Below are 25,752 nucleotides of genomic sequence, written 5' to 3'. Positions count from 1 at the left end.
CTAGTGGCTGGCGCCATCGACCGGTGAATTCCTCGGCTTTCGCGTGAAGACAGGGGATGACGGCGATCCGCGGTACTACGTGATGATGGCGCTGACCCTGCCGAACGGCAGGGTCCGGAGGCTCGATTCGACGGAGGGCGATCGGACCGAGATCCTCTACGACCCGGCATCACCGGCCAGTTTCACCCTCCCCTCCCTGCTACCAGGCCGGCTGAGGGCAACTGAAATCTTCGCAGCGTGCCTCGGGTCCATCGGATTGGCCATTGCGGCCTGGCTGATCGCCAGGGCAACACCGGGGTCGATCACCTCTGTGTGCCGCAGGGGTGTCTTCTCCAAAGCGTCATCTTCCCCTCCTCCAACTCGCCTTAAAAGTGAGCCCAAGGAATGCCCCCTCGACACCATGGCATTCCAGATTTCGCAACTTCAGGAACTTGACGAGACCCCCCGAATTCGCAAAGCAGGCCAGGACAGCGAGAAAAATCAGGGTAAATCCGATTACGGTCAGGGCAGTACTCATCACCCGCCCCCCGTTTTTATAGTTGCCGATGCCTGACTCACGAGCCCATGAAGCAAGCGGGCCGTTAGCGATAGCAGGACTGCGCCACCATCACGGCCCCTGTGCTCAGAGCGTGAGAAGGAATACAGAGAGACCCAGGAACACCACACCTGCTCCAGCCGATGCAGCGACAAACTTTGGCCTCGACGGGATTTCCGATACTCTTCGAGCGCTCTCCCAAGCCGAGAAAGAAACAAAGAAAGAAATCCCCGAAATCACCAAGAGCCCTACAGCGATGAAGAAGTACCAGACTCTCATTCCCCCCCCACATCTCAATGATCCCGTCAAAGACTAGCGGAGGAACAGAACTCGGGCAAGACGGATTCTCTCGGCGGTGCCGTCACTTGAGGAGAGATTTTTTGGGGCATTAGCCGTTTTTCTGGCACACGCGACCATCGAGAGGAAGTCAACGCATGGCACAGCACACCACGGATGAGGTGTACGACAAGCTGACCGACGTCGAGCAGAATCTCGACAGCATTTCCAAGACCACTGTGAAGATCGGACATTTCGACAGCAAGATCAAAGACCTCAAGGAGGCGATTCAGAACGGGAAGAATAAGGACGACGACGCCGAGAAGAAGAACTTCAAGGACATCCTCAAGGACATGTCCCCCATCAAGGAGTTTCTCGCGGTCGTCAATGGTGCTGATTTCCTCGGCAAACTTGCCCTCCTGGTGACCGCTTTTGGCGCTGCAATCGCGCTCGCCGTCGGCATCGTGGCGAAGATCAAGGAATTGACACTCGCATTCACAGGACGCACGCGACAGTTCGGCATCATCGGGGACGTGATTCCGGAGAACCAACGAGTTCGAAGTTTCTTCGGGCGTGCCGAGAACGGTAGTTGGGGACTTCAGCCGGAGGAGCAAACTGATGCTCGACAGCCACGACTCCCCTCGGTGGAGGAGGTCAACCGCGTAAAGGACGCGATGGGCGTCCTCAACGCCGAAGTCGACACCTATCGCTCCAAGGTGCGCGGTCTCGCCACCCCCCGTGCCATGCGCCAGATGGCCTCCGCGGCCAAGAGGTTGGAAAGCGCGGCGAAGAACCACCAGTCCGTCGACACACTCGCCGGCTCGATCCGTGAGCTCAACACGGAAATGCGTGCGTTGGCCGGCACGGCCGCGAGCTGACACCCACGTCGAGGAGACAACACATGAGCCTCGTCAGTTCACTGAAGAAAGCGTCCAGCTCTCTCCAGGACTTCAAGGAGAAGGCCGCCGGGGCGGGTACGGCAGCAAAGAACGTCGGCAGTGCCGGTCAGAAGGGTGCCGGACAGCTCAAGAGCCTCAAGTCGGCCGCCCAGGACTCCGGGAAAGAGCTGAAGGACCTCAAGTCCGCCTCCGACAAGGCGGAGAAGTCCATCGGGAAGGCCGGCAGGACCGGTTCCAGTGCCGGGAAGAACCTCGGCAAGTACGAGTCCGGGGCGGGCAAGGCGGCCAAGGGCCAGGACAAGATGAACAAGTCGATGAAGGGCAACTTCTTCGGCATGCTCATGCAGCTCCTGGCGCCGCTCATCCAGAGGGTCGTCGACATGGCGACCCAGTCGAAGACCATGCAGAAGATCCTCAAGCGGGCCTTCGAAGTCATCAAGTCTGTGATCAGCAATGTCATGAAGGCCATCGGGCCGATCATGAAGAGCGCCGCCAGCCTGATCAAGTCGGTCTGGAACGGCATCAAGACGGCGATCACCAACATCGTCAAGGCCGTCGCCACCGTCATCCGGACCTACGTCAACGCGTGGAAGTCGATCATCAGCAGCGGGCTCAACGCGATCCGCTCGGTCGTCTCCAACGTGTGGAAGGGCATCAAGGCCGTCATCTCTCCGGTCGTCAGCTGGGTCAGGTCCGCGATCCCGAACGCCTTCCAGGCCGTCAAGAACAGGCTGTCCAGCATCTGGGGCGGACTCAGGGGCATCGCGAGCCGCGCCTTCGACGGCATCAAGGGCGCGGTCCGGGGCCCCATCAACGCGGTCATCGGGATCATCAACTCCGCGATCGGCGCCCTCAACGGCATCCACGTCTCGGTCCCGGGCTGGGTCCCGATGGTCGGCGGCAAGTCCTTTGGCGTCCACCTGCCGAGGATCCCCGCGCTGGCCACCGGCGGTGTCGTCATGCCCCGCTCGGGCGGTGTTCCGGCGCTGCTCGCCGAGGCCGGTGAGGCGGAGGCTGTGCTGCCGCTCAGCAAGCTGGACCGGCTGCTGAAGCGAGCCGCCGCGCGCGGGCGGGCGTATGCCGGGACCCCCGGCTCCGACGCCGGCGCGCTGCACATCGAGCACTACTACGCGGCCGAGAGCAGCAGCCCGCAGCGCACCGCCGACGCGCTGATGTTCCTGGCGAAGGCTCGCGGATGAGTGCCGCGCTCGGCGCCGTACCGGCGAATCCGGTCGGCAACTTCATCCCTACTGTGCGGTCCTTGCGCACTCGGGCCGAACAGAGTGTCACTGCCCTGCGCTCGGTCACCGGCCGCTTCAAGGACGCCGTCAGCGGCATCGATCGCCTCGCCTCGGCCGCCGACCAGACCGTGGGTTGCGTACGGAAGACGAAGGAGACCGCCCGGGCGACCGCCCGTTCCGTCACCCAGACGGGACGGAACGCCACCACGGCGGCGGGCGAGGTGAAGTCCCTCAAGTCCGGTACGAAGGGTGCCGGATCGAAGCTGAGCCTGCTGCTCACCGGACTCGGGGGCATCATGTCCCTGATCCTCAGCATGGTCGATCTCGCGGGTCCACTAGGCGGCCTGCTGAACTCCTTCGGCACCGCCATGACCATCGGCTCCGGCGTGATGATCGTCATCAACGCCCTGACCCGCGCCAACCCCATCGGCTTCGTCACCGGCATCCTGCTCCCCGTCGCCGGCTGGCTCCTCGACATCGCCCTCAACTCCGCGACCGGACAACGGCTGATGGACCAGCTCGCCAAGCTGATCCTCCAGTACGTCCAGAGCCACCTGGCCCTCCTCACCCCGATCCTCAAGGCCATCGCGAGCGTGGTGAGCACGTACGTCACCGGCTGCCTCACCCTGATCAAAGGTGTCCTCAGCGCGCTCGGCGCCCTCATCGGCACCGGCTTCGCCGTCCTCAAGGCGCTCACCACCGGCGACACCCGCGCGCTCAGCGGCAAGGTGTCGGCGATCTGGAGCGGGTTCAAGTACGCCGTGAAGCCGGTGCTGGACTGGATCACCAGGGACATCCCCAAGGGGTTCACCCGCATCAAGGACGCCACCTCCAACACCCTGCACGCCATGGGCCAGTTCGTCACCACCGGCGCGCAGACCGTCGCCGGGGTGATCAAGGGCCCGTTCCAGGGACTCGTCGCCTTCGCGAACTGGGTGATCGACGGGCTGAACAAGCTCAGCTTCAACGTCCTCGGCAAGAAGTTCGGGGTGCACCTGAGCAAGATCCCGATGCTCGCGGAGGGCGGTGTCGCCGTCCCCGGCGCCGCCCCTCGTACCGGCCGCGTCCTGCCTCTCACCGCCCTCGCCCACAGGAACCGGAGCGTAAAGGCCCAACGCCCCTACCACATCAAGGAGTTTCACGAGAGCCACGCCGCGGGCGCCCACGGCACCGCGTCGGACCTGCTCTTCTTGGCCTCCGCCCACGCCTGCCCATGACGACAGTCACGTGAGGTGAAGCCTCCATGGCCGACCTGACCACAACCGCATACACCGACGACGTTCCCCCCGGCTCACTCATCACCCGCGACGGGCAGATGCAGTGGGCCGGACTGCTGCTGGGCCCCGGCACGCCGTACGAGATCGGCAGCGACGGGCTCACCGGCTGGGAGGACCTGCCCGAGTACGACACCACGGACGCCGATCACCCCACCGCGCACGGCGCCTGGCCGGGCGCCCGCTATGCCAAGCCGCGCAGGGTCGGCGGCACCGTGTGGACCGTACCGGCGGCCGACGACACCACATCCTCCCTCGCCGCGATGCGCGCCCTGCGCCAGGCCCTGCTGCTCGGCGACGCGGAGCGCTGGCTCGCGGTGCGCCTGCACGGCGAGACCCTGGCCGTCAGGGCGCGGGTCAGCCAGCGGGTGCTGACCGCCGACCGGACGTACACCACGCAGGGCGTCGCCAAGGCGTCCGTGCAGTGGTACGCCACCGACCCGCGCCGCTACGCCGTGGACGAGCAGGCGGCCGTCACCGGCGGCCCGCAGCCGGAGAGCGGCCTCACCTGGCCGCTGACCTGGCCGCTGTACTGGGGCGAGGCGGCGGCGACCGGTGACGTCAGCGCCGACAACCACGGCTCGGCGCCCGCCCATCCGGTCCTCACCTTCACCGGACCCTGCACCAACCCGACGGTCACGGACCGCACCACCGGCCGCCGGCTGCGCTACGAGATCGGGCTCGCGGCGGTGGACGAGCTGGTCGTGGACACGGCGGCCGGCACGGTCATCCTCAACGGCACCGCGGCGCGGCGCCACACCGCCGCCGCCGACAGCAGCCCCGAGGAACTGTTCGCCTTCGAACCGGGCCGCGCCCGGCTGGCGTTCCGCCCCGACGCCTACGGCACCGGCGCCCGGCTCACCGTCCGCTGGCGCTCGGCCGAGTGGTGAGACCTGCCGGCCCGCGCACCTGCCCCGCCCGCCGCCAACCGCACCCCACACCACAGGAGACCAGCAGATGAACCTGCGCAGCGCATGGGTGGCCGAGACCGGCCAGACGCGCGAGGACACCCGGCTGACCCAGCTGGGCGCGACCACCCCGGCGAATCCCCTGGAGGTACGCTCCGGCATCCTGCCCGGGTCCTACGACGGCCTGAACCGCCTGTCCGGCTTCCGGCTCGAAGGAGCCCCGGGCGCCATGACGGCGGTCGTCCACGAGGGCCGGGCCGTCATCCAGGCGGGCGCCACCCAGGGCGCCTACCCGGTCACCCTGCCCGAACCGACCGCCCTCACCTTCGCCGACGGCGACGCCGCGAACCCCCGGATCGACCTCGTCGTCCTGAAAATCTACGACGCGCTGTACGACAACTCCGGGGTCACCAAGGCCGCGTTGGAGATCGTCCAGGGTGCCCCGTCCGCCACCCCGGTGCCGCCCGCCGCCCCGGCCATCGGCCTGTCGATCTACCAGGTCAGGGTGGCCGCCGGTATCAGTTCCGGCAAGGGCGGTATCAACTGGAGCACGGACGTCACCGATCTGAGGACGCCGACGGTCGCGATCGGCGGCATCCTGCCCGCCTACGGCGAGTCCGGCAACGGCGCCTATCCGGGCCAGTACCGCGACTCCGGCGGCGCCCTCCAGCGCTGGGACGGGTCGGCGTGGGTGTCGTACCCCAGCGCGCTGGGCGGTATCGCGCCGGCCGGGACGGTCGGCACGGCCAGCTACACCGGCCAGTACCGGGACTCGTCCTCCGGGCTGCTCCAGCGCTGGAACGGGACGACGTGGGTGTCGTACCAGCCCGTGCCGACCTGGACCGACTACACGCCCAAGTGGGGCGTCGAGTCCGGCACGGCGCCCGTGATCGGCAACGGCACGCTCGCCGGGTCGTACGTGAAGACGGGCACGGTCGTCCAGGTCCGGATCTATCTGAAGATCGGGTCGACGACCAACCTGTCCGCGCAGGCGACCGACGCCGACTGGACGTTCTCGCTGCCGGTCGTCCCCGTCAACACCGCGTGGAAGCTGGACGGACGGGTGCTGAGCGCCGAGGCGTTCGACTCCTCGACGCAACTGCTCCACCAGGGCACCGGTCTGCTGGCGACGGCGAACGGCGGCGTGGTCCGCTCGCTGCGCGACACGATGAAGACCAGCACCGGCCTCTGGGACAAGTCGCTGCCCTTCGCCTGGGCGTCCGGGGACGTGCTGTCCATCCACGGGACCTACGAGTCCGCCTCCTGAGCGCGGCGGCCCACTCCGTCCGTGCCTCGGCCCGATCGCCCGACCACCCCAACTCCGCTGACAAGCAAAGGAGTCGACCATGCCCCTGCGCTCCGGATGGCTGTCCGAAGACCAGTCCCGTGAGGACACCCGGCTGGTCCCGCTCGGCCCCCTCACCCCGACCTCGCCCGTGGCCACCCGCTCCGGCATCCTGCCCGGTTCGCCGGACGGACAGTGGCGGATCTCCGGCTTCACCCTGACCGGCACCCGTGGCACCATGAGCGCCACCGTCAGCCCCGGCCGCGCCGTCATCCAGGGCACCGACGCCCAGGGCGCCTACCCGGTCGCCCTCACCGAGTACCAGCCGCTGACCTTCACCGACGGCGCCCAGTACGGCCGGATCGACCTGGTCGTGCTGCGCGTCTACGACGACCCCTACGACGGTCTCGGCCGCGGCGAGGCCGTCGTCGAGATCGTGGAGGGCACCGCGGCCGCGATCCCGACAGCGCCCGCGACCCCGCCGCTGTCGCTTCCGCTGTACCAGGTCGTCGTGCCGGCCGGCGCGAGCGCCGGCACCACGGCCATCGACTGGAACAGCGCCCTGACCGACCTGCGCACCGCCACCGTCGGGATCGGCGGCATCCTGCCGGTCACCAACGACACCTCCCCCGGCTCCTACCCGGGCCAGTACCGGGACGCGAACGGCCGACTCCAGCGCTGGAACGGCACCGCCTGGACCGCCTACCCGGCGTTCCCGACCTGGCAGAGCTGGACCCCGGCCTGGACGACCAGCACCGGCAACGCCACCCCGTCGTACGGCAACGCCACCGTCAACTGCCGGTACCTGAAGTACGGCACGACCGTGCATCTCAACTTCTCCCTCCAATTCGGCTCCACCACGGCCTTCGGCACCAGCCCCAGTAACTCGGACGTCTGGCGTTTCTCCCTGCCCGTGGCCGCGTCGGCCGTCCATTCCGTCATCGGCTTCGCCGAACTCGGTGCGTCCAACACCGCCCGCACCACCAGCCGGATCTACCTCACCACGACCGGCGCCTTCTCACTGATGATCTCCTCGGGCCGCCCCGACGCCGTCGCGATCGCCAGCTCCACGCAGGGCGCCGTGCCCCCCCTGCTGCCCTGGACCTGGACCAGCGGCTTCGCCATCCGCGGCACCGCCACCTACGAGGCCGCGGAATGACGACACCCCTCAACACGCCCTACCGCGCGATCTTCTGCGATCTGCGCACCGACACCACCCTCGACATCCTGCCGCTGCGCGATGTCACGGTGGACGACTACATCGGCAAGGCCGGCTCCCTGTCCGGGACCGTCCCGGTGCCGAACGCGGCGATCGCCGCCCGGGTCCGCCGCATCGAGGAGGGCCGGACCGCGGTCTACCTTCAGCGCGGCACCGACCTGTGGTGGGGCGGCATCGTCTGGACCAGCACCCTGCGGAGCGACGAGCAGGGCGTCCTCACCCTCGGCATCCAGGCGGCGACCTTTGAGTCGTACGCGGGCAGGCGCCTGATCCGGGCGGCCACGCCCGCGTACGACCCCGACTACCGGCTCGCCCCTCAAGGCGACCAGTTGGACATCGCGCGAGCGCTGTGGAAGGACCTCCAAACCGGGCTGCCCGGCGGCGACATCGGCGTCAGCTACGGCGACGAGACCTCGGGCGTGACCCGCTCGGTCAGTTACCGGGACGGCGACGAGACGGCCTACCTCGACGCCCTGGACGCGCTGGCGGCGCTGGAGCACGGCTTCGAGCACCACATCTCCGTCTACACCGACCCAGCCAACGGCGCCCGGGTGCGCCGGCTGCGGCTGGGCAGCCCGACGATCACCACCGGGACCACCGACCTGGTGCTGGACCGGCCGGGCACGATCCTGTCGTACTCCTTCCCGCGCGACGCCACCCGTGGCGGCACCACCGCCCGGGCCCGGGGCGCGTCGACCAACGCCGACCAGGCCTCCGAGTCCCGGCCGCTGTGCTCCACGGTCGCGGTCGCCACCGAACTGATCGAGCGGGCCGGCTATCCGCGCATCGACCTGACCTCGGACCACAACGACATCACCGACGAGGGCACCCTGACCGCCCTCGCCCGCACCGAACTGGCCGCCGCCGGCGGGGCGGTGGTGATCCCGGAGATCAGCGTCATGCTGGACGACCTGGTGCCGACCGCGCTGCTCGGCCGGACCGCGCGCATCCGGATCACCGACGAGTGGTTCACCGAGGGCCTGGACGCCCGCTACCGGATCATCGGCGTGAAGGTCAGCCCCGCTCAGCGTGGCCGCCCGGACACCGCCGAGCTCTACCTGGAGGAGGTCTGATGCCGCAGCTGCCCGAAGACATCATCGCCCGACTGACCCAGATGGAACGCCACATCCAGCAGCTGTCCACCGCGGTCAACACCCGGCCCGCCCTCAACAAGATCTCCGGCGGCGGCGTGGAGATCACCGGCGGCGGCTTTCTCGAAGTCCGCCCGCCGGGCGGCGGCCCGGCCGTCTTCGCGGTCGGCCGGTGGAGCGGCGACGAGTACGGCCTGGCGCTCCGCCGCCAGACCGGCAGGCTGGCCCTGTCCCTGTACAACGGCGACGGCACCAGCACCTCGCAGCAGCCCCTGCGGATCTACGACAGCGCCGGACGGGAGATCATCTCCGACGACATCGACACCGGCGGAATCGCCAAGCCCTGGTTGAACATGCTGCCGCCCCAGGACACGGCGGTCAGCCGCTGGCCGCAGACCACGGCGACCGCCTTCACCACGATCGCGATGTCGTACAACATGGTCTGGCAGCCGAGGATGCGGCTGCTCGTGAACACCCGGGCCAGTTCCGGCGCCACCGGCTCGGTGCAGGTGCTCGTCAACGGCTCCCCGTGGGGCAGCGCCGTCACCGCCGGCTCGGTCTTCGACTACTCGGCGGCGATCAGCTCCGACTTCGCCTCGGTCTACGGCACCCTGCTCAAGGTCGAGGTCCAGGCGATGGTCACCAGCGCGTCCGGCACGGTCTACGCCAACCCCGTACTGATGTACGGCCGCCAGACCTGAAGGAAGGACCCACCACCAATGGACATCGACACCAGCCAGCCCTGGGGTCTCGCGATCGACTTCGCCGGCCGGGCCACCCTCACCGAGGCCGGCCACACCGTCTACGTCAACGTCTCCGACACCAGCTTCAACAGCGTCATCGCGCCCGACTCGATCACCGGCACGTACTCGCCGGTCAACATCACCGCACAGTTCACCGAGTCCGGGACCGGCGGCGCCGTGCTGCGCGGCCTCGGCCGGGTCACCGTCCCGCCGGTCGGCACCGCCCAGGTCGTCCCCGACCGGACGGCGATCCAGCGGGCGGTGGCCGCGGCGCTCGCCGACTTCGAGGCGAACGTGGCTGCTCACGCCGCCCTGTGCGCCAGGTGGACGAGCACCGGGGACGGGGGCTCGGACGACGGCTCCGACGGCGGTCCGGGCGGCGCCGACGACCCGGCCGACCCGCCGGTGGACAGCGGCTCCGGCCTGTCCACCGCCCCCGACAGCGCCCTCTGACGTCCCGCGCTCCCCCACCCGCACCCGCAGCCGCAGCCCCGTGCCGCCCCCGCCGGCCGGGGTTCTCTCTTGTCCGTCCCTGTCCGGAAGGCACCGCCCATGGCCACTCCCCTGTCCGCCGACGCCCTCGTGTCCGCCCTGCGGGCCGAGGGCGTCACCGTCGTCGAGACCGCCGGCTGGCGCACCAACAACCGCAACAGCAAGGGACGTTGGGGCCCGGTGCACGGCGTGGTCATCCATCACACCGTCACCTCGGGCACCGCCGCCTCGGTCAACCTCTGCTTCAACGGCCACGCCGACCTGCCCGGCCCGCTCTGCCACGGCGTCATCGCCAAGGACGGCACGGTCCACCTGGTCGGCAACGGCCGCGCCAACCACGCCGGCAGCGGCGCCGGCGGCGTACTGAAGGCGGTGATCGCCGAGACCGCGCTGCCCGCGCCCACCACGAACGACACCGACGGCAACGTCCACTTCTACGGCTTCGAGTGCGTCAACCTCGGCGACGGCAAGGACCCCTGGCCCGAAGTCCAGCTGGACGCCATGGTCCGGGCCGCCGCCGCGCTGTGCCGGACGCACGGCTGGGGCGCACCGTCGGTGATCGGCCACAAGGAGTGGACCAGCGCCAAGATCGACCCGCGCGGGTTCACGATGGCCGACTTCCGCGCCCGGGTCGCGGCCCGGCTGCGGGCGAAGCCGCCCACGTCCCCGGGCAGGCCCGCCCACCAGCCCTTCCCCGGCGCCGACTGGTTCAGGACGAAGCCCAGGTCGGCGATCGTCACCGCGATGGGCAAGCGGCTGGTCGCCGTCGGCTGCTCCGCGTACGCCGCCGGGCCCGGCCCGCAGTGGACCGAGGCCGACCGGCTCTCCTACGCCAAGTGGCAGCGCAGGCTCGGCTACACCGGCAGCGCCGCCGACGGCTGGCCGGGCGCCACGTCCTGGGCAGCGCTGAAGGTCCCGTACAGCTCCTGAGAGAAACGAGGTCCACCGATGTCAGAGGCCGCCAAGCGAACCCTCCGTACCGTCCTGCAGACCGCCGCCGGCCTGTGCGTCCTGCTGCCGACGGCCGTCGACGCCGCCGGCCTGCCCGAGACGATCCCCTGGGCGGCCGGAGCGCTGGCCGTTGCCGCGGGCCTGACCCGGGCGATGGCGGCACCGGGCGTGCAGGCGCTGCTGCCGGGCTGGCTGCGCACGGACGCCCGGCCGGCCACCGACGCCCGGCTGCCGCCCCTGGCCACGGCGGACGACCCGGAACGGGGGGACGCGTGAACGAGCCCTCGCCACCCCCCTCGCTCTCCGACCCGACCGCCGTCGCCGTCGAGCTGGAGCGGCTGCGCGGCACCGTCGAGGCCGGCTTCGCCCGGGTCGACGGCTCGCTCGCGCTGCTGGTCCAGCGCAGCGACCAGAGCGACAAGCAGCTCGCCGACCATGAGCGGCGCCTGGACGCCCTGGAGCGGTCGAGATGGCCGCTGGCCAGCATCGGCGCCCTGGCCGCGGTCGCGACGGTCCTCGTCGCGGCCTGGGAGCTGACGGCGCGCTGACAGACGCCGAAGGGCGGCCACCCCCTCAGGAGTGACCGCCCTTCAGTATCGCCTGCTACTGGTTGTACGGACCGTAGTCGTAGTCCTCCAGCGGTACGGCCTGGCCGGAGCCCGTGCCGAACGGCGAGTAGTCGATGTCGTCGTAGCCGACGGCCGAGTACATCGCGGCCTTGGCCTCCTCGGTCGGCTCGACCCGGATGTTGCGGTAGCGGGACAGACCCGTACCGGCCGGGATGAGCTTACCGATGATGACGTTCTCCTTGAGGCCGATCAGGGAGTCGGACTTGGCGTTGATCGCCGCGTCCGTGAGGACCCTGGTCGTCTCCTGGAAGGACGCGGCCGACAGCCACGACTCGGTCGCCAGCGACGCCTTGGTGATACCCATGAGCTGCGGACGACCGGAGGCCGGGTGACCGCCCTCCTGGACCACACGACGGTTCTCGTGCTCGAACTTCGAGCGCTCGACCAGCTCGCCGGGCAGCAGCTCGGCGTCGCCGGACTCGATGATCGTCACGCGGCGCAGCATCTGCCGGATGATGATCTCGATGTGCTTGTCGTGGATCGACACACCCTGCGAGTTGTACACCTTCTGGACCTCGCCGACCAGGTGGACCTGGACGGCACGCTGGCCCAGGATGCGCAGCACGTCGTGCGGGTTGGTGGCACCCACGGTGAGCTTCTGGCCCACCTCGACGTGCTCGCCCTCGCTGACCAGGAGTCGGGCGCGCTTCGAGATCGGGTAGGACGTCTCGTCGCTGCCGTCGTCCGGCGTGATGACGATCTTCTTGGTCTTCTCGGTCTCCTCGATCCGCACCCGGCCGGACGCCTCGGAGATCGGGGCGACACCCTTCGGGGTACGGGCCTCGAACAGCTCGACGACACGCGGCAGACCCTGGGTGATGTCGTCACCGGCCACACCACCGGTGTGGAAGGTACGCATCGTCAGCTGGGTGCCGGGCTCACCGATGGACTGGGCGGCGATGATGCCGACCGCCTCACCGATGTCGACCAGCTTGCCGGTGGCGAGCGAGCGGCCGTAGCACATGGCGCAGGTGCCGACCGCGGACTCGCAGGTCAGGACCGAGCGGGTCTTGACCTCCTCGACGCCCTGGAGGATCAGCTCGTCGATGAGCACGTCGCCCAGGTCGGTGCCGGCCGGGGCCAGCACCTTGCCGTCGACCACGATGTCCTCGGCGAGGCAGCGCGCGTACACGGACGTCTCGACGTTCTCCGCCTTGCGCAGCACGCCGTCGGCACCGCGCTCGGCGATGTGCAGCTTGAGGCCGCGGTCGGTGCCGCAGTCCTCCTCGCGGATGATGACGTCCTGCGAGACGTCCACCAGACGACGGGTCAGGTAACCCGAGTCGGCGGTCCGCAGGGCGGTGTCCGCGAGACCCTTACGGGCACCGTGCGTGGAGATGAAGTACTCAAGGACGGACAGGCCCTCACGGAAGGACGCCTTGATGGGCCGCGGGATCGTCTCGTTCTTCGCGTTCGACACCAGACCACGCATGCCGGCGATCTGACGCATCTGCATCATGTTGCCGCGCGCACCCGAGTTCACCATCATGAAGATCGGGTTGGTCTTCGGGAAGTTGTCGTTCATCGCCTCGGCGACCTCGTTGGTCGCCTTGGTCCAGATCGCGATGAGTTCCTGCGTGCGCTCGTCCTTGGTGATCAGACCGCGCTCGTACTGCTTCTGGACCTTCTCGTCCTGCGCCTCGTAGCCGCGGACGATCTCCTTCTTCGCCTCGGGGACGACGACGTCGGAGATGGCCACGGTGACACCGGAACGGGTCGCCCAGTAGAAGCCGGCCGCCTTCAGGTTGTCGAGCGTCGCCGCCACGATGACCTTCGGGTAGCGCTCGGCGAGGTCGTTGACGATCTCGGAGAGCTGCTTCTTGCCGACCTCGTAGTCGACGAAGGGGTAGTCCTCGGGCAGCAGCTCGTTGAAGAGCGCACGCCCCAGCGTGGTCCTCAGCCGGAAGCTGTCGCCCTGCTGCCACGCCGCCGCTCCGACGAGCTCGTCGCCCTCCTCCTGCGCCGGCGGGGTCCAGCCGCGCGGCGGGATGGTGCCCACCGGGAAGCGGATGTCGACCTTCGCCTGGAGCGACAGCTCGCCCGCGTCGAACGCCATGATCGCCTCGGCCGCCGAGCCGAAGGACCGGCCCTCGCCCTTGACGTCCCGCATCTCGGAGTCGGTGGTGAGGAAGAACAGACCGAGGACCATGTCCTGGGTCGGCATCGTCACCGGACGGCCGTCGGCGGGCTTGAGGATGTTGTTCGAGGACAGCATCAGGATGCGGGCCTCGGCCTGCGCCTCCGCGGACAGCGGCAGGTGCACGGCCATCTGGTCACCGTCGAAGTCCGCGTTGAACGCGGTGCACACGAGCGGGTGGATCTGGATGGCCTTGCCCTCGACCAGCTGCGGCTCGAAGGCCTGGATGCCGAGGCGGTGCAGGGTGGGAGCACGGTTCAGCAGCACCGGGTGCTCGGCGATGACCTCTTCGAGGACGTCGTACACGACGGTGCGGCCGCGCTCCACCATGCGCTTGGCGGACTTGATGTTCTGCGCGTGGTTCAGGTCGACCAGGCGCTTCATCACGAACGGCTTGAACAGCTCAAGCGCCATGGCCTTCGGCAGACCGCACTGGTGCAGCTTGAGCTGCGGGCCGACGACGATGACGGAACGCGCCGAGTAGTCGACTCGCTTGCCGAGCAGGTTCTGACGGAAGCGGCCCTGCTTGCCCTTGAGCATGTCGGACAGCGACTTCAGCGGACGGTTGCCGGGGCCCGTGACGGGGCGACCGCGGCGGCCGTTGTCGAAGAGCGCGTCGACGGCCTCCTGGAGCATGCGCTTCTCGTTGTTCACGATGATCTCGGGCGCGCCGAGGTCGAGAAGCCGCTTCAGCCGGTTGTTGCGGTTGATGACACGGCGGTACAGGTCGTTCAGGTCGGAGGTCGCGAAGCGGCCACCGTCCAGCTGCACCATCGGACGCAGGTCCGGCGGGATGACCGGCACGCAGTCCAGGACCATGCCCTTGGGGCTGTTGGACGTCTGCAGGAACGCGGAGACGACCTTCAGCCGCTTGAGGGCGCGGGTCTTCTTCTGGCCCTTGCCGGTGCGGATGATCTCGCGGAGCTTCTCGGCCTCCTCGTCGAGGTCGAAGGACTCCAGGCGCTTCTGCAGCGCCGCGGCACCCATCGAGCCGTCGAAGTACGTGCCGAAGCGGTCACGCAGCTCGCGGTAGAGCAGCTCGTCGCCCTCCAGGTCCTGGACCTTGAGGTTCTTGAACCGGGTCCACACCTCGTCGAGGCGGTCGATCTCGCGCTGCGCACGGTCGCGCAGCTGCTTCATCTCGCGCTCGGCGCCCTCGCGCACCTTGCGGCGCACATCGGCCTTGGCGCCCTCGGCCTCCAGCTCGGCGAGGTCCGCCTCCAGCTTCTTGGCGCGGGCTTCGAGGTCGGCGTCGCGGCGGTTCTCGACCTGCTGCCGCTCCACGGAGACATGCGCCTCCAGGGAGGGCAGGTCGCGGGTGCGGCGCTCCTCGTCGACGTACGTGATCATGTACGCCGCGAAGTAGATGACCTTCTCCAGGTCCTTCGGGGCGAGGTCGAGCAGGTAGCCGAGGCGTGACGGAACGCCCTTGAAGTACCAGATGTGCGTGACGGGCGCGGCCAGCTCGATGTGGCCCATCCGCTCACGGCGCACCTTGGCGCGCGTGACCTCGACGCCACAGCGCTCGCAGATGATGCCCTTGAAGCGGACGCGCTTGTACTTGCCGCAGTAGCACTCCCAGTCCCGGGTGGGGCCGAAGATCTTCTCGCAGAAGAGTCCGTCCTTCTCGGGCTTGAGGGTGCGGTAGTTGATGGTCTCGGGCTTCTTCACCTCGCCGTGGCTCCACTGGCGAATGTCGTCAGCGGTGGCCAGGCCGATCCGGAGCTCGTCGAAGAAGTTGACGTCGAGCACTATGCGTCAATCCCTCTCAGGGTCGTAAGTCTGTGGTCTGAAACGGGGGCCTGGGGGTCGGCGGGCCTCCTGGTCAGGGGGCCCGCCGGACTCCCGTCAGACCTCTTCGACGCTGCTCGGCTCGCGCCGGGACAGGTCGATGCCGAGCTCCTCCGCAGCGCGGAAGACGTCCTCGTCGGTGTCACGCATCTCGATGGACATACCGTCGCTGGACAGCACCTCCACGTTCAGGCAGAGCGACTGCATCTCCTTGATGAGCACCTTGAAGGACTCGGGGATGCCGGGCTCGGGGATGTTCTCGCCCTTGACGATGGCCTCGTAGACCTTCACGCGGCCGGTGACGTCGTCGGACTTGATGGTCAGCAGCTCCTGGAGGGCGTAGGCGGCGCCGTACGCCTCCAGCGCCCACACCTCCATCTCGCCGAAGCGCTGACCACCGAACTGCGCCTTACCACCCAGCGGCTGCTGGGTGATCATCGAGTACGGACCGGTCGAGCGGGCGTGCAGCTTGTCGTCGACCAGGTGGTGCAGCTTCAGGATGTACATGTAGCCGACCGAGATCGGGTCCGGGAAGGGCTCACCGGAGCGGCCGTCGAACAGCCGCGCCTTGCCGGACGGGAGGACCATGCGGTCGCCGTCGCGGTTGGGGATGGTGTGCTCCAGCAGACCCGCCAGCTCGTCCTCGCGGGCACCGTCGAACACCGGGGTGGCGACGTTGGTGCGCGGGTCGACCTGGTCGGCGCCGATGTTCTGCAGGCGCTGCGCCCACTCGTCGGCGAGGCCGGAGACGTCCCAGCCCTGGCTGGCGAGCCAGCCGAGGTGGATCTCCAGGACCTGTCCCGGGTTCATTCGGGACGGCACACCGAGCGGGTTCAGGATGATGTCGACGGGGGTGCCGTCCTCCAGGAACGGCATGTCCTCGATCGGCAGGATCTTGGAGATGACGCCCTTGTTGCCGTGCCGGCCGGCGAGCTTGTCACCGTCGGTGATCTTGCGCTTCTGCGCGACGTAGACGCGGACCAGCTGGTTCACGCCCGGCGGCAGCTCGTCGCCCTCCTCGCGGTCGAAGACGCGTACGCCGATGACCTTGCCGGTCTCGCCGTGCGGCACCTTCAGCGAGGTGTCACGGACCTCACGGGCCTTCTCACCGAAGATCGCGCGCAGCAGGCGCTCCTCGGGGGTCAGCTCGGTCTCGCCCTTGGGGGTCACCTTGCCGACGAGGATGTCACCGGCGATGACCTCGGCGCCGATGCGGATGATGCCGCGCTCGTCGAGGTCGGCCAGGACCTCCTCGGAGACGTTCGGGATGTCCCGGGTGATCTCCTCGGGGCCGAGCTTGGTGTCACGGGCGTCGACCTCGTGCTCCTCGATGTGGATCGAGGAGAGGACGTCGTCCTGCACGAGGCGCTGCGACAGGATGATCGCGTCCTCGTAGTTGTGACCCTCCCACGGCATGAACGCCACGAGCAGGTTCTTGCCGAGCGCCATCTCACCGTTCTGGGTGGCCGGACCGTCGGCGAGGACCTGGCCCTCGACGACCCGGTCGCCCTCGTTGACGATGACCTTCTGGTTGACGGAGGTGCCCTGGTTGGAACGGGCGAACTTGGCGAGGCGGTAGGTGATGTATGTGCCGTCGTCGTTGGCCGTGGTGATGTAGTCGGCGGAGACCTCCTGGACCACACCGGCCTTCTCGGCCTTGACGACGTCGCCGGCGTCGACGGCGGAGCGGTACTCCATGCCGGTGCCGACGAGCGGAGCCTCGGACTTGATGAGCGGTACGGCCTGGCGCATCATGTTCGCGCCCATCAGGGCACGGTTGGCGTCGTCGTGCTCCAGGAAGGGGATCATGGCGGTCGCGACCGACACCATCTGGCGCGGCGAGACGTCCATGTAGTCCACGTCCTCGGGGCCGACGTAGTCGACCTCGCCGCCACGGCGGCGGACCAGCACGCGGGCCTCGGCGAACCGCATCTCCTCGTTCAGCGGCGCGTTGGCCTGCGCGATGACGAAGCGGTCCTCCTCGTCGGCGGTCAGGTAGTCGACCTCGTCGGTGACCTGGCCCTCGACGACCTTGCGGTAGGGCGTCTCGATGAAACCGAACGCGTTGACCCGGCCGTACGAGGCGAGCGAGCCGATCAGACCGATGTTCGGGCCTTCCGGCGTCTCGATCGGGCACATGCGGCCGTAGTGCGACGGGTGCACGTCACGGACCTCGAAGCCGGCCCGCTCACGGGAGAGACCACCCGGACCGAGGGCGTTCAGACGCCGCTTGTGCGTCAGCCCCGACAGCGGGTTGTTCTGGTCCATGAACTGGGACAGCTGGCTGGTGCCGAAGAACTCCTTGATGGAGGCGACGACCGGCCGGATGTTGATCAGGGTCTGCGGCGTGATCGCCTCGACGTCCTGGGTGGTCATGCGCTCGCGCACGACGCGCTCCATACGGGCGAGACCCGTACGGACCTGGTTCTGGATCAGCTCGCCGACGCTGCGGATACGACGGTTGCCGAAGTGGTCGATGTCGTCGGTCTCGACCATGATCGAGCGGCCGGACTCGCCGATCGTCTCGGTCTCGCCGGCGTGCAGCTTCACCAGGTACTTGATGGTGGCGATGACGTCGTCGGTGGTGAGCACCCCGGCGTCCAGCGGCTCGTCCGCGCCGAGCTTCTTGTTGACCTTGTAGCGGCCGACCTTCGCCAGGTCGTAGCGCTTCGGGTTGAAGTAGAGGTTCTCAAGGAGCGTCTGCGCGGCCTCGCGCGTCGGGGGCTCGCCCGGGCGCAGCTTGCGGTAGATGTCGAGCAGCGCGTCGTCCTGGCCCTGGGTGTGGTCCTTCTCCAGGGTGGCGCGCATCGACTCGTAGTCGCCGAACTCCTCCAGGATCTGCTCGGTCGTCCAGCCGAGCGCCTTCAGGAGGACGGTGACGGACTGCTTGCGCTTGCGGTCGATGCGGACACCGACCATGTCGCGCTTGTCGATCTCCATCTCCAGCCAGGCACCCCGGGACGGGATGATCTTGGCGGAGAAGATGTCCTTGTCGGATGTCTTGTCGATGGTGGAGTCGAAGTAGACACCGGGGGAACGGACCAGCTGGGACACCACGACACGCTCGGTGCCGTTGATGACGAAGGTGCCCTTGTTCGTCATGAGCGGGAAGTCGCCCATGAAGACGGTCTGGGACTTGATCTCGCCGGTCTCGTTGTTGGTGAACTCGGCCGTGACGAAGAGCGGGGCGGCGTACGTGAAGTCGCGCTCCTTGCACTCGTCGATCGAGTTCTTCGGCGGCTCGAAGCGGTGGTCCCGGAAGGTCAGCGACATCGACCCGGAGAAGTCCTCGATCGGGGAGATCTCCTCGAAGATCTCCTCCAGACCGGACTTGGTGGGGACGTCCTGACCGTTCTCAAGAGCCTCCTCGACCCGACTCTGCCAGGCGGTGTTGCCGAGCAGCCAGTCGAAGCTCTCGGTCTGCAGCGCGAGCAGGTTCGGAACCTCAAGAGGCTCCTTGATCTTTGCAAAGGAGATGCGCAGCGGGGCGGTGCTGGCGCCGTTGTTCGTATTCGCGGTCGAGGCGTTGCGCGAGGCGGCCAAGAGGGGGTCCTTCCGAGGGCTCGGACTCACTACGCGCGTACCGGCCCCTCTCCCATACATGAAGACGGAAACCCCAGGTCGAGGGGGGTTCGGTCATCGATGCTCGGGTGAGGACAGACCCCTGGTGACGGGCAGGGGACAGCTAACAGGCAGCGCAAAGGGTCAGTGTAGCCACTTGGCACACTGATGTCCAGTCCCGCTTTTCTGAGACCCTCGTTGTCCTCAACGCCTGCGCCATGCCTGCCCTCAACGCACGTTGATACTGCCCTCTTCGCCGTCGATCCATGCCTCGGAACCTGGATCGTTGTGACGACGCGTCCTGAGAATTGCGCGCTGCGTGCGGTTCGTCAAGGCCCCCCAGTCCAACCCGGGCTTCCGGGGACACGACGAAGATCACCATACCCCCCGCTCGCGCGGGTGCAAGGCAGCCGCGGTCGGACCTCCGGGAAAGCCGAAGAGCGACCACCCGGATGGATGATCGCTCCTCGGTGCGCTCGCGTTACAGCCCGCTCAGGGGCCGCAGGGGGCGTGCGACGGGGTTCACGGAACCCCGGAAGGTCTTACTTGACCTCGACGGAGGCGCCGGCGCCCTCAAGGGACTCCTTGGCCTTGTCCGCGGCCTCCTTGTTGACCTTCTCCAGAACCGGCTTCGGCGCACCGTCGACCAGGTCCTTGGCCTCCTTCAGACCCAGCGAGGTCAGCTCGCGCACGACCTTGATGACCTGGATCTTCTTGTCGCCGGCGCCGGTGAGGATGACGTCGAACTCGTCCTTCTCCTCGGCGGCCTCGACCGGGGCGGCCGGACCGGCCGGGCCCGCGACGGCAACCGCGGCGGCGGCGGTGACGTCGAACTTCTCCTCGAACGCCTTCACGAACTCGGAGAGCTGGATGAGGGTCATCGACTCGAACTCGGCGAGCAGTTCGTCCTGGGTGAGAGCCATGGTGGCTTTCCTTCCACTAATTCGGCTGGTGCCGGATGTACATGTCTGGCGGGCGTACGTACGGCCCGCTACGACCTCCGCCTCAGGCGGCGGCGGTCATGTCGCGAGCCGAATTACTCGGCACCGCCCTGCTCGGCCTGCTTGGCGCGCAGCGCGTCCACGGTGCGGACGAGCTTCGACGGGAGCGCCTGGAAGACCTGAGCAGCCTGGGTCTGCTTGCCCTTCAGAGCGCCCGCCAGCTTGGCGAGCAGAACCTCGCGGGACTCAAGGTCCGCAAGCTTCTTGATCTCGTCGGCGGACAGCGCCTTGCCGTCAAGGACACCGCCCTTGATGACGAGATTCGGGTTGTCCTTGGCGAAGTCACGCAGACCCTTCGCCGACTCCACCGGGTCACCGGTGACGAAGGCGACAGCCGTCGGACCGTTGAACAGGTCGTCCAGCGTCGTGATCCCGGCCTCGTTGGCCGCAATCTTGGTCAGCGTGTTCTTCACCACGGCGTACTGCGCGTTCTCACCGAGCGACCGGCGCAGCGTCTTGAGCTGCGCCACGGTGAGACCGCGGTACTCGGTCAGCACGGCGGCGCTGGAGTTGCGGAACTGCTCCGTCAACTCGGCCACCGCGGCAGCCTTGTCGGGCCTCGCCATAGAGCCTCGGCCTCCTTCCGGGTGATTCTGACCGCGCGGACCCGAAGGAGGACTGGGGAAACGAAACGCCCCGGCGCAGGCGCACGGGGCGGACTCGACCGGTCGTACACGCGCGACGGGCGCGCACTCCGGGAGTTCTTCCTCTGTCACCTGCGCGGGTCGCCCACTTTTCAGCGGATCCTTCGGCCACCGCGCACTCGTCCGAGCGCGCGGCAACGACCAGCGGTCTTTGGCTTCTGTAGGAGAGTAAGGGAACGGATCGCCGTCAGGCAAATCCGTCCCTACGGGGGCTTCCGTACGGATTCAGCCCTGCTCGGCGCCCTTCATCATCTCGGCCAGGTCGGCGGTGTCCTCGGCGGGCGGGGCGGTGACCTTCACCGGCTTGTTGTAGTCGAGGAAGGTGATCGTCATGTCGAGCGGGCCCTTCTGGGCGTCGCCGCGCATGCGGAACTGCTTCGTGTGGTGCTCGCCGTCGATCCACATGTCCATGGTCATCGAGTCGAGGCCCATCTTCTCGTACTGCTCGATGCTCTTCTCGCGCTGCTCGCGAGTCTCCTTGTTCTTGTCCTTGAGCGTGGTCCGCAGGTCGTCGAGGCTGACCGTGCCCGTGTAGTGGGTGGTCTCCACGCCGTCGACGGTCTCGGTGCCGACCTTCTTCACGTCCTTGGAGCCGGTGAGGAAGGTGGAGTCCGCGGCAGGGTTCTTGCCGGCCTCGCCGGCGCCGAGCTGGTCCATGGAGAGCCCGCTGTCCTCGCCGAGTGCGGACATGTCGAACTTGATCCAGCTCTTGCCGTCCATCTCCTTGGTCATCTCGGCGTTGCCGCCGAGGTACATCGCCTTGTCGATGAGCCGGATCTCGACCTGTCCGTCGGTGGCCTTGTCCTTGACCGACATCTTCATGCTCATGGCCAGCGGCTTGACGCTCATCGCCGCCTCGCCGTCGATCTTGCCCTCGCCCGGGACGCTGCCGGTCAGCCGGTAGCGGAACGACGTGATGTCGTCCGCGTTCTTCGCGGCCTCGGCCACGGCCGCGGCCGGCTCCATCGCGGGCGACTTCGCCGCGCCGTCCTTTGCGCCGCAGCCGACCGCACCTCCCGCGAGCAGCAGGACAGCGATACCGGTGACCCCCACCGAAGACCTCATGGACACAGCAAACCCTCTCCCCCCACGTCACACGTGGAACACATGGAACACATGTCTGATGCACAGATACGGGCTCGATCGTATCCGGCGGGCACACGCGGGGTCTTGCCGGTTTGCCGGTGCTCACTTGGCGAACGGTGTACCGGACACCGGCTCAGGAGGTCGGTCTGCTTCCGCCCGGCTGCGCGATGAGGGCCTTGAAGTCCTCGGTGTCGGCCGCGGGAGGCTCCTTCACCGAGACGCGTACGCCGTAGTCGCTGTAGTACGCGGTGTTGGTCATCGTGCCGTTGGCCGTGTCGCCCTTCTCCACCTTCTTGACCAGCAGGTCCCGGTCGTCGACCCAGATGTCGACGGTCTCGGTGGTGATGCCGGCCTGGTCGAGCTGCTTCTTCAGGTCGGCCAGCCGGCCCGCGTCGAGGCGGGAGCCGCGGGTGACGAGGTCGGCGACCTCCACCGTCCCGGCGTAGTGCGTGGTGTTCTGGCCGGAGACCTTCTCCTCGCCGACCTTCCGCACGTCCCCGGAGGCGAGCAGCAGCTTCACTGACTGCTCCGGCGTGGAGTTGCGCATCTGGTCCTTGAGGTACACACCGGAACTCCCGCGGAGGCCGGCCAGATCGTCGTAGGCGTACTTGATCCAGTGCTTGCCGCCCGTCTGCTGGGCGAAGGCGTCGCTCATCCTGGCGTAGTAGGCGTCGGGAAGATAGCGGGCCTGCATCGAGGTGGAGCCGAGCCGCCGCATCGTGTCGGCCGCCGTGCCGCCGGTGTAGGTGAGGGTGAGCGTGCCGGTGATGCCGTCGGCCCAGTCGAGGGAGCCGTCCGCCGTCATGGACATCACGGAGCCCACGCTGGTCGTGGAGCGGACCTTGGCCGACTCGGCACCGGCCGTGGACTTCTCGGCGGAGCGCAGGGCCGCGACGGGACTGACCCGCGTCGCGTGCTGCTCCGCCGCGTTGCCGCCCGATAACCCGTCGCCGGAGGAACCATCGCCGGCGGGCCCCGGGGAGCCGCAGGCGGCCACCGCCGCCAGCGCGGCCACCACCACCGTCGAGAGAGTCATGCGGCGCGCGCTCGTGCTCTTCATGTCGTCCCACCCCTGTGCGAGTCCTGTGTGCGCACGCTAACGCAGCGCACCGACAGCCGTACGCGAAGCGCGCAAAAGAAAAGGACGGGCCCCGCACCTCGAAAGGGTGCGGGGCCCGCCCTGTGCGACGCGTACCTGACGCGGCGGCCGGGGATGAGCGTGGGCTCAGACGGCGGCCGGGTCCTCCTCGACGAGGAGGTTGCGGGTGCGGTTCGGGTCGACCGGGATGCCGGGGCCCATCGTGGTGGTGATGGCGGCCTTCTTGATGTAGCGGCCCTTGGCGGCGGACGGCTTCAGACGCAGGATCTCCTCCAGCGCCGCGCCGTAGTTCTCCACCAGCTTGCTGTCGTCGAACGACGTCTTGCCGATGATGAAGTGCAGGTTCGAGTGCTTGTCGACGCGGAACTCGATCTTGCCGCCCTTGATGTCGCCCACGGCCTTGGTCACGTCGGGGGTGACGGTGCCGGTCTTCGGGTTCGGCATCAGACCGCGCGGGCCGAGGACACGGCCGAGGCGGCCGACCTTGCCCATGAGGTCCGGGGTGGCGACGACGGCGTCGAAGTCCAGACGGCCCTTCGACACCTCGTCGATCAGTTCGTCGGCGCCGACGATGTCGGCGCCCGCGGCACGCGCGGCCTCGGCACGGTCACCGGTCGCGAAGACCAGGACCCGGGCGGTCTTGCCGGTGCCGTGCGGAAGGTTCACGGTGCCACGGACCATCTGGTCGGCCTTGCGCGGGTCGACACCCAGACGGAAGGCGACCTCGACGGTGCCGTCGAACTTGGTCGTGGAGGTCTCCTTGGCGAGACGGACGGCTTCGAGCGGGGCGTACAGCTTCTCCCGGTCGACCTTGGCGTCCGCAGCGCGGAGAGCCTTGCTGCGCTTGCTCACAACTGCTCCTGAGGTGTGCTGGAAAGGAGTCGTGGTACGGGCCGAGCAGGCCCTGCCACGTGCGGCGTCGCACCGCCGCATGGGTTCTGCGAGGTGGGACTCAGCCCTCGACCGTGACGCCCATGGAACGCGCGGTGCCGGCGATGATCTTCGCGGCGGCGTCCAGGTCGTTGGCGTTGAGGTCGGGCATCTTGGTCTGGGCGATCTCGCGGACCTGCGCCTCGGTGATCTTGGCGACCTTGGTCTTGTGCGGCTCGCCGGAGCCCTTCTCGACACCCGCGGCCTTGAGGATCATCTTCGCGGCCGGCGGAGTCTTGGTCACGAAGGTGAAGGAACGGTCCTCGTAGACCGTGATCTCCACCGGGATGACCCAGCCGCGCTGCGACTCGGTCGCGGCGTTGTAGGCCTTGCAGAACTCCATGATGTTGACGCCGTGCTGACCCAGCGCGGGGCCGACCGGCGGGGCCGGGTTGGCGGCGCCGGCCTGGATCTGGAGCTTGATCAGCCCCGTGACCTTCTTCTTCTTGGGAGGCATGTGCTCTCTCCGGGTCCTTAGTGAGAGTGTTCCGCCGTCCGATCCGGATCATCCGGACGGAGGCATACCGCACCACGGTAGCGGGTACACGTGCGCGGCCAAAAACCGAGCAGGTCAGACGGCCGCCCGAGCGTCCGCCCGACCTGGTCGGAGGCGTTACGTCCGTAAGGACGTCAGTTCTTCTGGAAGTGACGGGCCAAGTCTCCCACGTGCACCGCTCCCCTGTCGCCTGCCTTCTGACCAGCGAAGATCCGGTGACTAGTTGTCATCATCTGTCAACGTCGGTTCACCTCGCACGGCCCACAGACGGCCCCGCGCCCTCTCACTCGCCCTCCTGATCTATCGGCCTACGAGAGGCCGACGACGACGAGAGGTCGGCTCCAAGACTTTGGGCTGGAGCTGCCATGGGGCGAGTGATCATGGCCCCGTAAGCTGATGGCGAGTCGGGCAGTCTGTGGACCTGCCCGTTAAAGCACGACGTTGGGGCCATGATCTTCGAGGCTCGCCCCATGGTGGCTGCCTAAAGTCTTGGAGCCGACCGGCCACGTCAGGGCCTCTCTCATGCCCCGGCCACCCTCATGGGCGCGCGTCGGTGCAGCGCGGGCGGAGCGGGCCGCAGGCAGGAGCGGCGCCCGCAGCGGAACCGGGAGCGCGCCCGGCGAAGCGGAGCGCAGCCGGGGCTTGATGAGGTAGAGAAACCTGTAACCGGGGCCGCGAAGCAACCCCGGCGGGTGGGGCTGCCTACTAAAGGTCGTACTCCGCTGCGAGAACTCGACCCGGCCCCATGTAGTCGCGGGCGTATTCGGTGATCTGTCCGTGCTGGTCCCAGTAGTGATTGGCCATGCTGAGTACAGGGGTGCCGGGGGCAAGTTCCAGAAGCGGCGCAACGTCGTCTGGCAGTTCTTCGATCGACACGGAGTCTCGGCGCTTGACCGCCCGTCGGCCGGTTCGATCCTCGATCAGCCCGAACGTCATCTTCGGGAGTGGCCCCGTTGAGATCAGCTCTGGTGCTGCCTGCGCCAGTTCCCCCGGAAGCCACGACGTAGACAGGGCCACTACCCCATCCTCATCTAGGTACCGGCGTCGCCGCTGGACGACTTGGGCTCCTACCTCCACCTCAAGCGCGTCGGCTACTTCGGCGCTGGCGGGCACTAGTTCGGCGCTGATGATCTCCACGCGTTCGCCGGGCCTGAACCCGGTCCCTGTGGTGCGCTGCAACTGGAGTCGGTCTGGTCCGGTTGTGAGCTTGCTGGGCATACGCGCCACCGTTCCAATCCCAGGGATGGTCTCTGCGTACCCCTCGGCTCGGAGAACGGACGCGACTCGCGTAGCGGTGGCCACTGAGACGCCTTCGTCGCGCACGATCTCACGAACCGACGGGATGCGGTCTCCGGGCTGCAACTCGCCGCGCTCAATCCGGTCCTTGATCTGCACCGCAATGCGCCGATACGGCGGCAGCGCGGGCGAGTTCCCGGTCATGCGCACAGCTCCCTTCTAGAGCAC

22 protein-coding genes are annotated in these 25,752 nt (G+C 68.1%); 13 read left to right on the top strand and 9 right to left on the bottom strand.

Features of this window, described 5'->3' with window-relative positions:
* Positions 1 to 85: 85 nt before the first annotated feature.
* The 13 genes from AC27LF_RS21910 (at position 86) to AC27LF_RS21850 (ending at position 11,462) form a co-directional block, all read left to right on the top strand.
* Complete coding sequence (locus tag AC27LF_RS21910) at positions 86 to 553, top strand: hypothetical protein (protein WP_479661806.1); 468 nt, start codon at positions 86 to 88, stop codon at positions 551 to 553.
* A 416-nt stretch (positions 554 to 969) separates the two neighbouring features.
* Entirely contained in the window at positions 970 to 1,689 is a 720-nt protein-coding gene (locus tag AC27LF_RS21905; RefSeq protein ID WP_479661805.1) for a hypothetical protein, read from the top strand.
* A 23-nt stretch (positions 1,690 to 1,712) separates the two neighbouring features.
* A complete protein-coding gene (locus tag AC27LF_RS21900; protein ID WP_479661804.1) occupies positions 1,713 to 2,909 on the top strand; it encodes a phage tail protein in 1,197 nt (398 codons plus the stop codon).
* Positions 2,910 to 2,971: 62 nt separating this feature from the next.
* The gene (locus tag AC27LF_RS21895; protein WP_479661803.1) at positions 2,972 to 4,168 is read left to right on the top strand and encodes a phage tail family protein; all 1,197 of its coding nucleotides are present in this window, start codon (positions 2,972 to 2,974) and stop codon (positions 4,166 to 4,168) included.
* A 26-nt stretch (positions 4,169 to 4,194) separates the two neighbouring features.
* Entirely contained in the window at positions 4,195 to 5,115 is a 921-nt protein-coding gene (locus tag AC27LF_RS21890) for a phage distal tail protein (RefSeq protein ID WP_479661802.1), read from the top strand.
* 67 nt (positions 5,116 to 5,182) lie between these two features.
* Positions 5,183 to 6,400 carry a hypothetical protein gene (locus tag AC27LF_RS21885; protein ID WP_479661801.1) on the top strand — a complete coding sequence of 406 codons (1,218 nt, stop codon included), beginning with the start codon at positions 5,183 to 5,185 and terminating at the stop codon, positions 6,398 to 6,400.
* 79 nt (positions 6,401 to 6,479) lie between these two features.
* Entirely contained in the window at positions 6,480 to 7,577 is a 1,098-nt protein-coding gene (locus tag AC27LF_RS21880; protein WP_479661800.1) for a hypothetical protein, read from the top strand.
* Positions 7,574 to 8,710: a hypothetical protein gene (locus AC27LF_RS21875; protein WP_479661799.1), complete on the top strand. Its 1,137-nt coding sequence runs from the start codon at positions 7,574 to 7,576 to the stop codon at positions 8,708 to 8,710. Before AC27LF_RS21880 ends, AC27LF_RS21875 begins: the two co-directional genes overlap by 4 nt.
* Positions 8,710 to 9,429 (top strand): hypothetical protein, encoded by a 720-nt coding sequence (locus AC27LF_RS21870; protein ID WP_479661798.1) that lies wholly within the window; start codon positions 8,710 to 8,712, stop codon positions 9,427 to 9,429. The genes AC27LF_RS21875 and AC27LF_RS21870 overlap by 1 nt, the downstream gene beginning before the upstream one ends.
* Before the next feature lie 18 nt (positions 9,430 to 9,447).
* Positions 9,448 to 9,924: an ATP-binding protein gene (locus AC27LF_RS21865; RefSeq protein WP_479661797.1), complete on the top strand. Its 477-nt coding sequence runs from the start codon at positions 9,448 to 9,450 to the stop codon at positions 9,922 to 9,924.
* Between the two features lie 99 nt (positions 9,925 to 10,023).
* Complete coding sequence (locus AC27LF_RS21860; protein ID WP_479661796.1) at positions 10,024 to 10,893, top strand: peptidoglycan-binding protein; 870 nt, start codon at positions 10,024 to 10,026, stop codon at positions 10,891 to 10,893.
* An 18-nt stretch (positions 10,894 to 10,911) separates the two neighbouring features.
* Complete coding sequence (locus tag AC27LF_RS21855) at positions 10,912 to 11,190, top strand: hypothetical protein (protein WP_479661795.1); 279 nt, start codon at positions 10,912 to 10,914, stop codon at positions 11,188 to 11,190.
* Positions 11,187 to 11,462, top strand: a complete 276-nt coding sequence (locus tag AC27LF_RS21850) for a hypothetical protein (RefSeq protein ID WP_479661794.1) — start codon at positions 11,187 to 11,189, stop codon at positions 11,460 to 11,462. Before AC27LF_RS21855 ends, AC27LF_RS21850 begins: the two co-directional genes overlap by 4 nt.
* 55 nt (positions 11,463 to 11,517) lie before the next feature.
* Here AC27LF_RS21850 and AC27LF_RS21845 read toward each other — a convergent pair whose 3' ends face one another.
* From AC27LF_RS21845 to AC27LF_RS21805, 9 genes are all read right to left on the bottom strand, one after another.
* Positions 11,518 to 15,432 carry a DNA-directed RNA polymerase subunit beta' gene (locus tag AC27LF_RS21845; RefSeq protein WP_479661793.1) on the bottom strand — a complete coding sequence of 1,305 codons (3,915 nt, stop codon included), beginning with the start codon at positions 15,430 to 15,432 and terminating at the stop codon, positions 11,518 to 11,520.
* Between the two features lie 96 nt (positions 15,433 to 15,528).
* Positions 15,529 to 19,014, bottom strand: a complete 3,486-nt coding sequence (gene rpoB, locus AC27LF_RS21840) for a DNA-directed RNA polymerase subunit beta (protein ID WP_479661792.1) — start codon at positions 19,012 to 19,014, stop codon at positions 15,529 to 15,531.
* Positions 19,015 to 19,574: 560 nt separating this feature from the next.
* Positions 19,575 to 19,955 (bottom strand): 50S ribosomal protein L7/L12, encoded by a 381-nt coding sequence (gene rplL / locus AC27LF_RS21835; protein WP_404029281.1) that lies wholly within the window; start codon positions 19,953 to 19,955, stop codon positions 19,575 to 19,577.
* A 113-nt stretch (positions 19,956 to 20,068) separates the two neighbouring features.
* The gene (gene rplJ, locus AC27LF_RS21830; RefSeq protein WP_388702719.1) at positions 20,069 to 20,599 is read right to left on the bottom strand and encodes a 50S ribosomal protein L10; all 531 of its coding nucleotides are present in this window, start codon (positions 20,597 to 20,599) and stop codon (positions 20,069 to 20,071) included.
* A 303-nt stretch (positions 20,600 to 20,902) separates the two neighbouring features.
* On the bottom strand, positions 20,903 to 21,742 hold the full coding sequence (locus AC27LF_RS21825; protein ID WP_479661791.1) for an SCO4651 family lipoprotein: 840 nt from the start codon (positions 21,740 to 21,742) through the stop codon (positions 20,903 to 20,905).
* 154 nt (positions 21,743 to 21,896) lie between these two features.
* On the bottom strand, positions 21,897 to 22,823 hold the full coding sequence (locus AC27LF_RS21820; RefSeq protein ID WP_479661790.1) for an SCO4651 family lipoprotein: 927 nt from the start codon (positions 22,821 to 22,823) through the stop codon (positions 21,897 to 21,899).
* 165 nt (positions 22,824 to 22,988) lie between these two features.
* Positions 22,989 to 23,714, bottom strand: a complete 726-nt coding sequence (gene rplA, locus AC27LF_RS21815; protein ID WP_479661789.1) for a 50S ribosomal protein L1 — start codon at positions 23,712 to 23,714, stop codon at positions 22,989 to 22,991.
* 100 nt (positions 23,715 to 23,814) lie between these two features.
* Complete coding sequence (rplK, locus tag AC27LF_RS21810; RefSeq protein WP_030747472.1) at positions 23,815 to 24,249, bottom strand: 50S ribosomal protein L11; 435 nt, start codon at positions 24,247 to 24,249, stop codon at positions 23,815 to 23,817.
* 744 nt (positions 24,250 to 24,993) lie between these two features.
* Positions 24,994 to 25,728, bottom strand: coding sequence for a GntR family transcriptional regulator (locus AC27LF_RS21805; RefSeq protein WP_479661788.1), 735 nt, complete (start codon positions 25,726 to 25,728; stop codon positions 24,994 to 24,996).
* Positions 25,729 to 25,752 lie beyond the last annotated feature (24 nt).

The sequence above is a fragment of the Streptomyces diversicolor genome (assembly GCF_057537855.1).
Note: the sequence above shows the minus strand (reverse complement) of the source record. Positions and strands in the feature narration are given on the sequence as shown.

What these genes read in the sequence shown, in the direction of transcription:
- AC27LF_RS21910 (WP_479661806.1), top strand. Translation starts at nt 86, where the DNA reads ATGGCGCTGACCCTGCCGAACGGCAGGGTCCGGAGGCTCGATTCGACG.
- AC27LF_RS21905 (WP_479661805.1), top strand. Translation starts at nt 970, where the DNA reads ATGGCACAGCACACCACGGATGAGGTGTACGACAAGCTGACCGACGTC.
- AC27LF_RS21900 (WP_479661804.1), top strand. Translation starts at nt 1,713, where the DNA reads ATGAGCCTCGTCAGTTCACTGAAGAAAGCGTCCAGCTCTCTCCAGGAC.
- AC27LF_RS21890 (WP_479661802.1), top strand. Translation starts at nt 4,195, where the DNA reads ATGGCCGACCTGACCACAACCGCATACACCGACGACGTTCCCCCCGGC.
- AC27LF_RS21885 (WP_479661801.1), top strand. Translation starts at nt 5,183, where the DNA reads ATGAACCTGCGCAGCGCATGGGTGGCCGAGACCGGCCAGACGCGCGAG.
- AC27LF_RS21880 (WP_479661800.1), top strand. Translation starts at nt 6,480, where the DNA reads ATGCCCCTGCGCTCCGGATGGCTGTCCGAAGACCAGTCCCGTGAGGAC.
- AC27LF_RS21875 (WP_479661799.1), top strand. Translation starts at nt 7,574, where the DNA reads ATGACGACACCCCTCAACACGCCCTACCGCGCGATCTTCTGCGATCTG.
- AC27LF_RS21870 (WP_479661798.1), top strand. Translation starts at nt 8,710, where the DNA reads ATGCCGCAGCTGCCCGAAGACATCATCGCCCGACTGACCCAGATGGAA.
- AC27LF_RS21865 (WP_479661797.1), top strand. Translation starts at nt 9,448, where the DNA reads ATGGACATCGACACCAGCCAGCCCTGGGGTCTCGCGATCGACTTCGCC.
- AC27LF_RS21860 (WP_479661796.1), top strand. Translation starts at nt 10,024, where the DNA reads ATGGCCACTCCCCTGTCCGCCGACGCCCTCGTGTCCGCCCTGCGGGCC.
- AC27LF_RS21855 (WP_479661795.1), top strand. Translation starts at nt 10,912, where the DNA reads ATGTCAGAGGCCGCCAAGCGAACCCTCCGTACCGTCCTGCAGACCGCC.
- rplL (WP_404029281.1), bottom strand. Translation starts at nt 19,955, where the DNA reads ATGGCTCTCACCCAGGACGAACTGCTCGCCGAGTTCGAGTCGATGACC.
- rplJ (WP_388702719.1), bottom strand. Translation starts at nt 20,599, where the DNA reads ATGGCGAGGCCCGACAAGGCTGCCGCGGTGGCCGAGTTGACGGAGCAG.
- AC27LF_RS21825 (WP_479661791.1), bottom strand. Translation starts at nt 21,742, where the DNA reads ATGAGGTCTTCGGTGGGGGTCACCGGTATCGCTGTCCTGCTGCTCGCG.
- AC27LF_RS21820 (WP_479661790.1), bottom strand. Translation starts at nt 22,823, where the DNA reads ATGAAGAGCACGAGCGCGCGCCGCATGACTCTCTCGACGGTGGTGGTG.
- rplK (WP_030747472.1), bottom strand. Translation starts at nt 24,249, where the DNA reads ATGCCTCCCAAGAAGAAGAAGGTCACGGGGCTGATCAAGCTCCAGATC.
- AC27LF_RS21805 (WP_479661788.1), bottom strand. Translation starts at nt 25,728, where the DNA reads ATGACCGGGAACTCGCCCGCGCTGCCGCCGTATCGGCGCATTGCGGTG.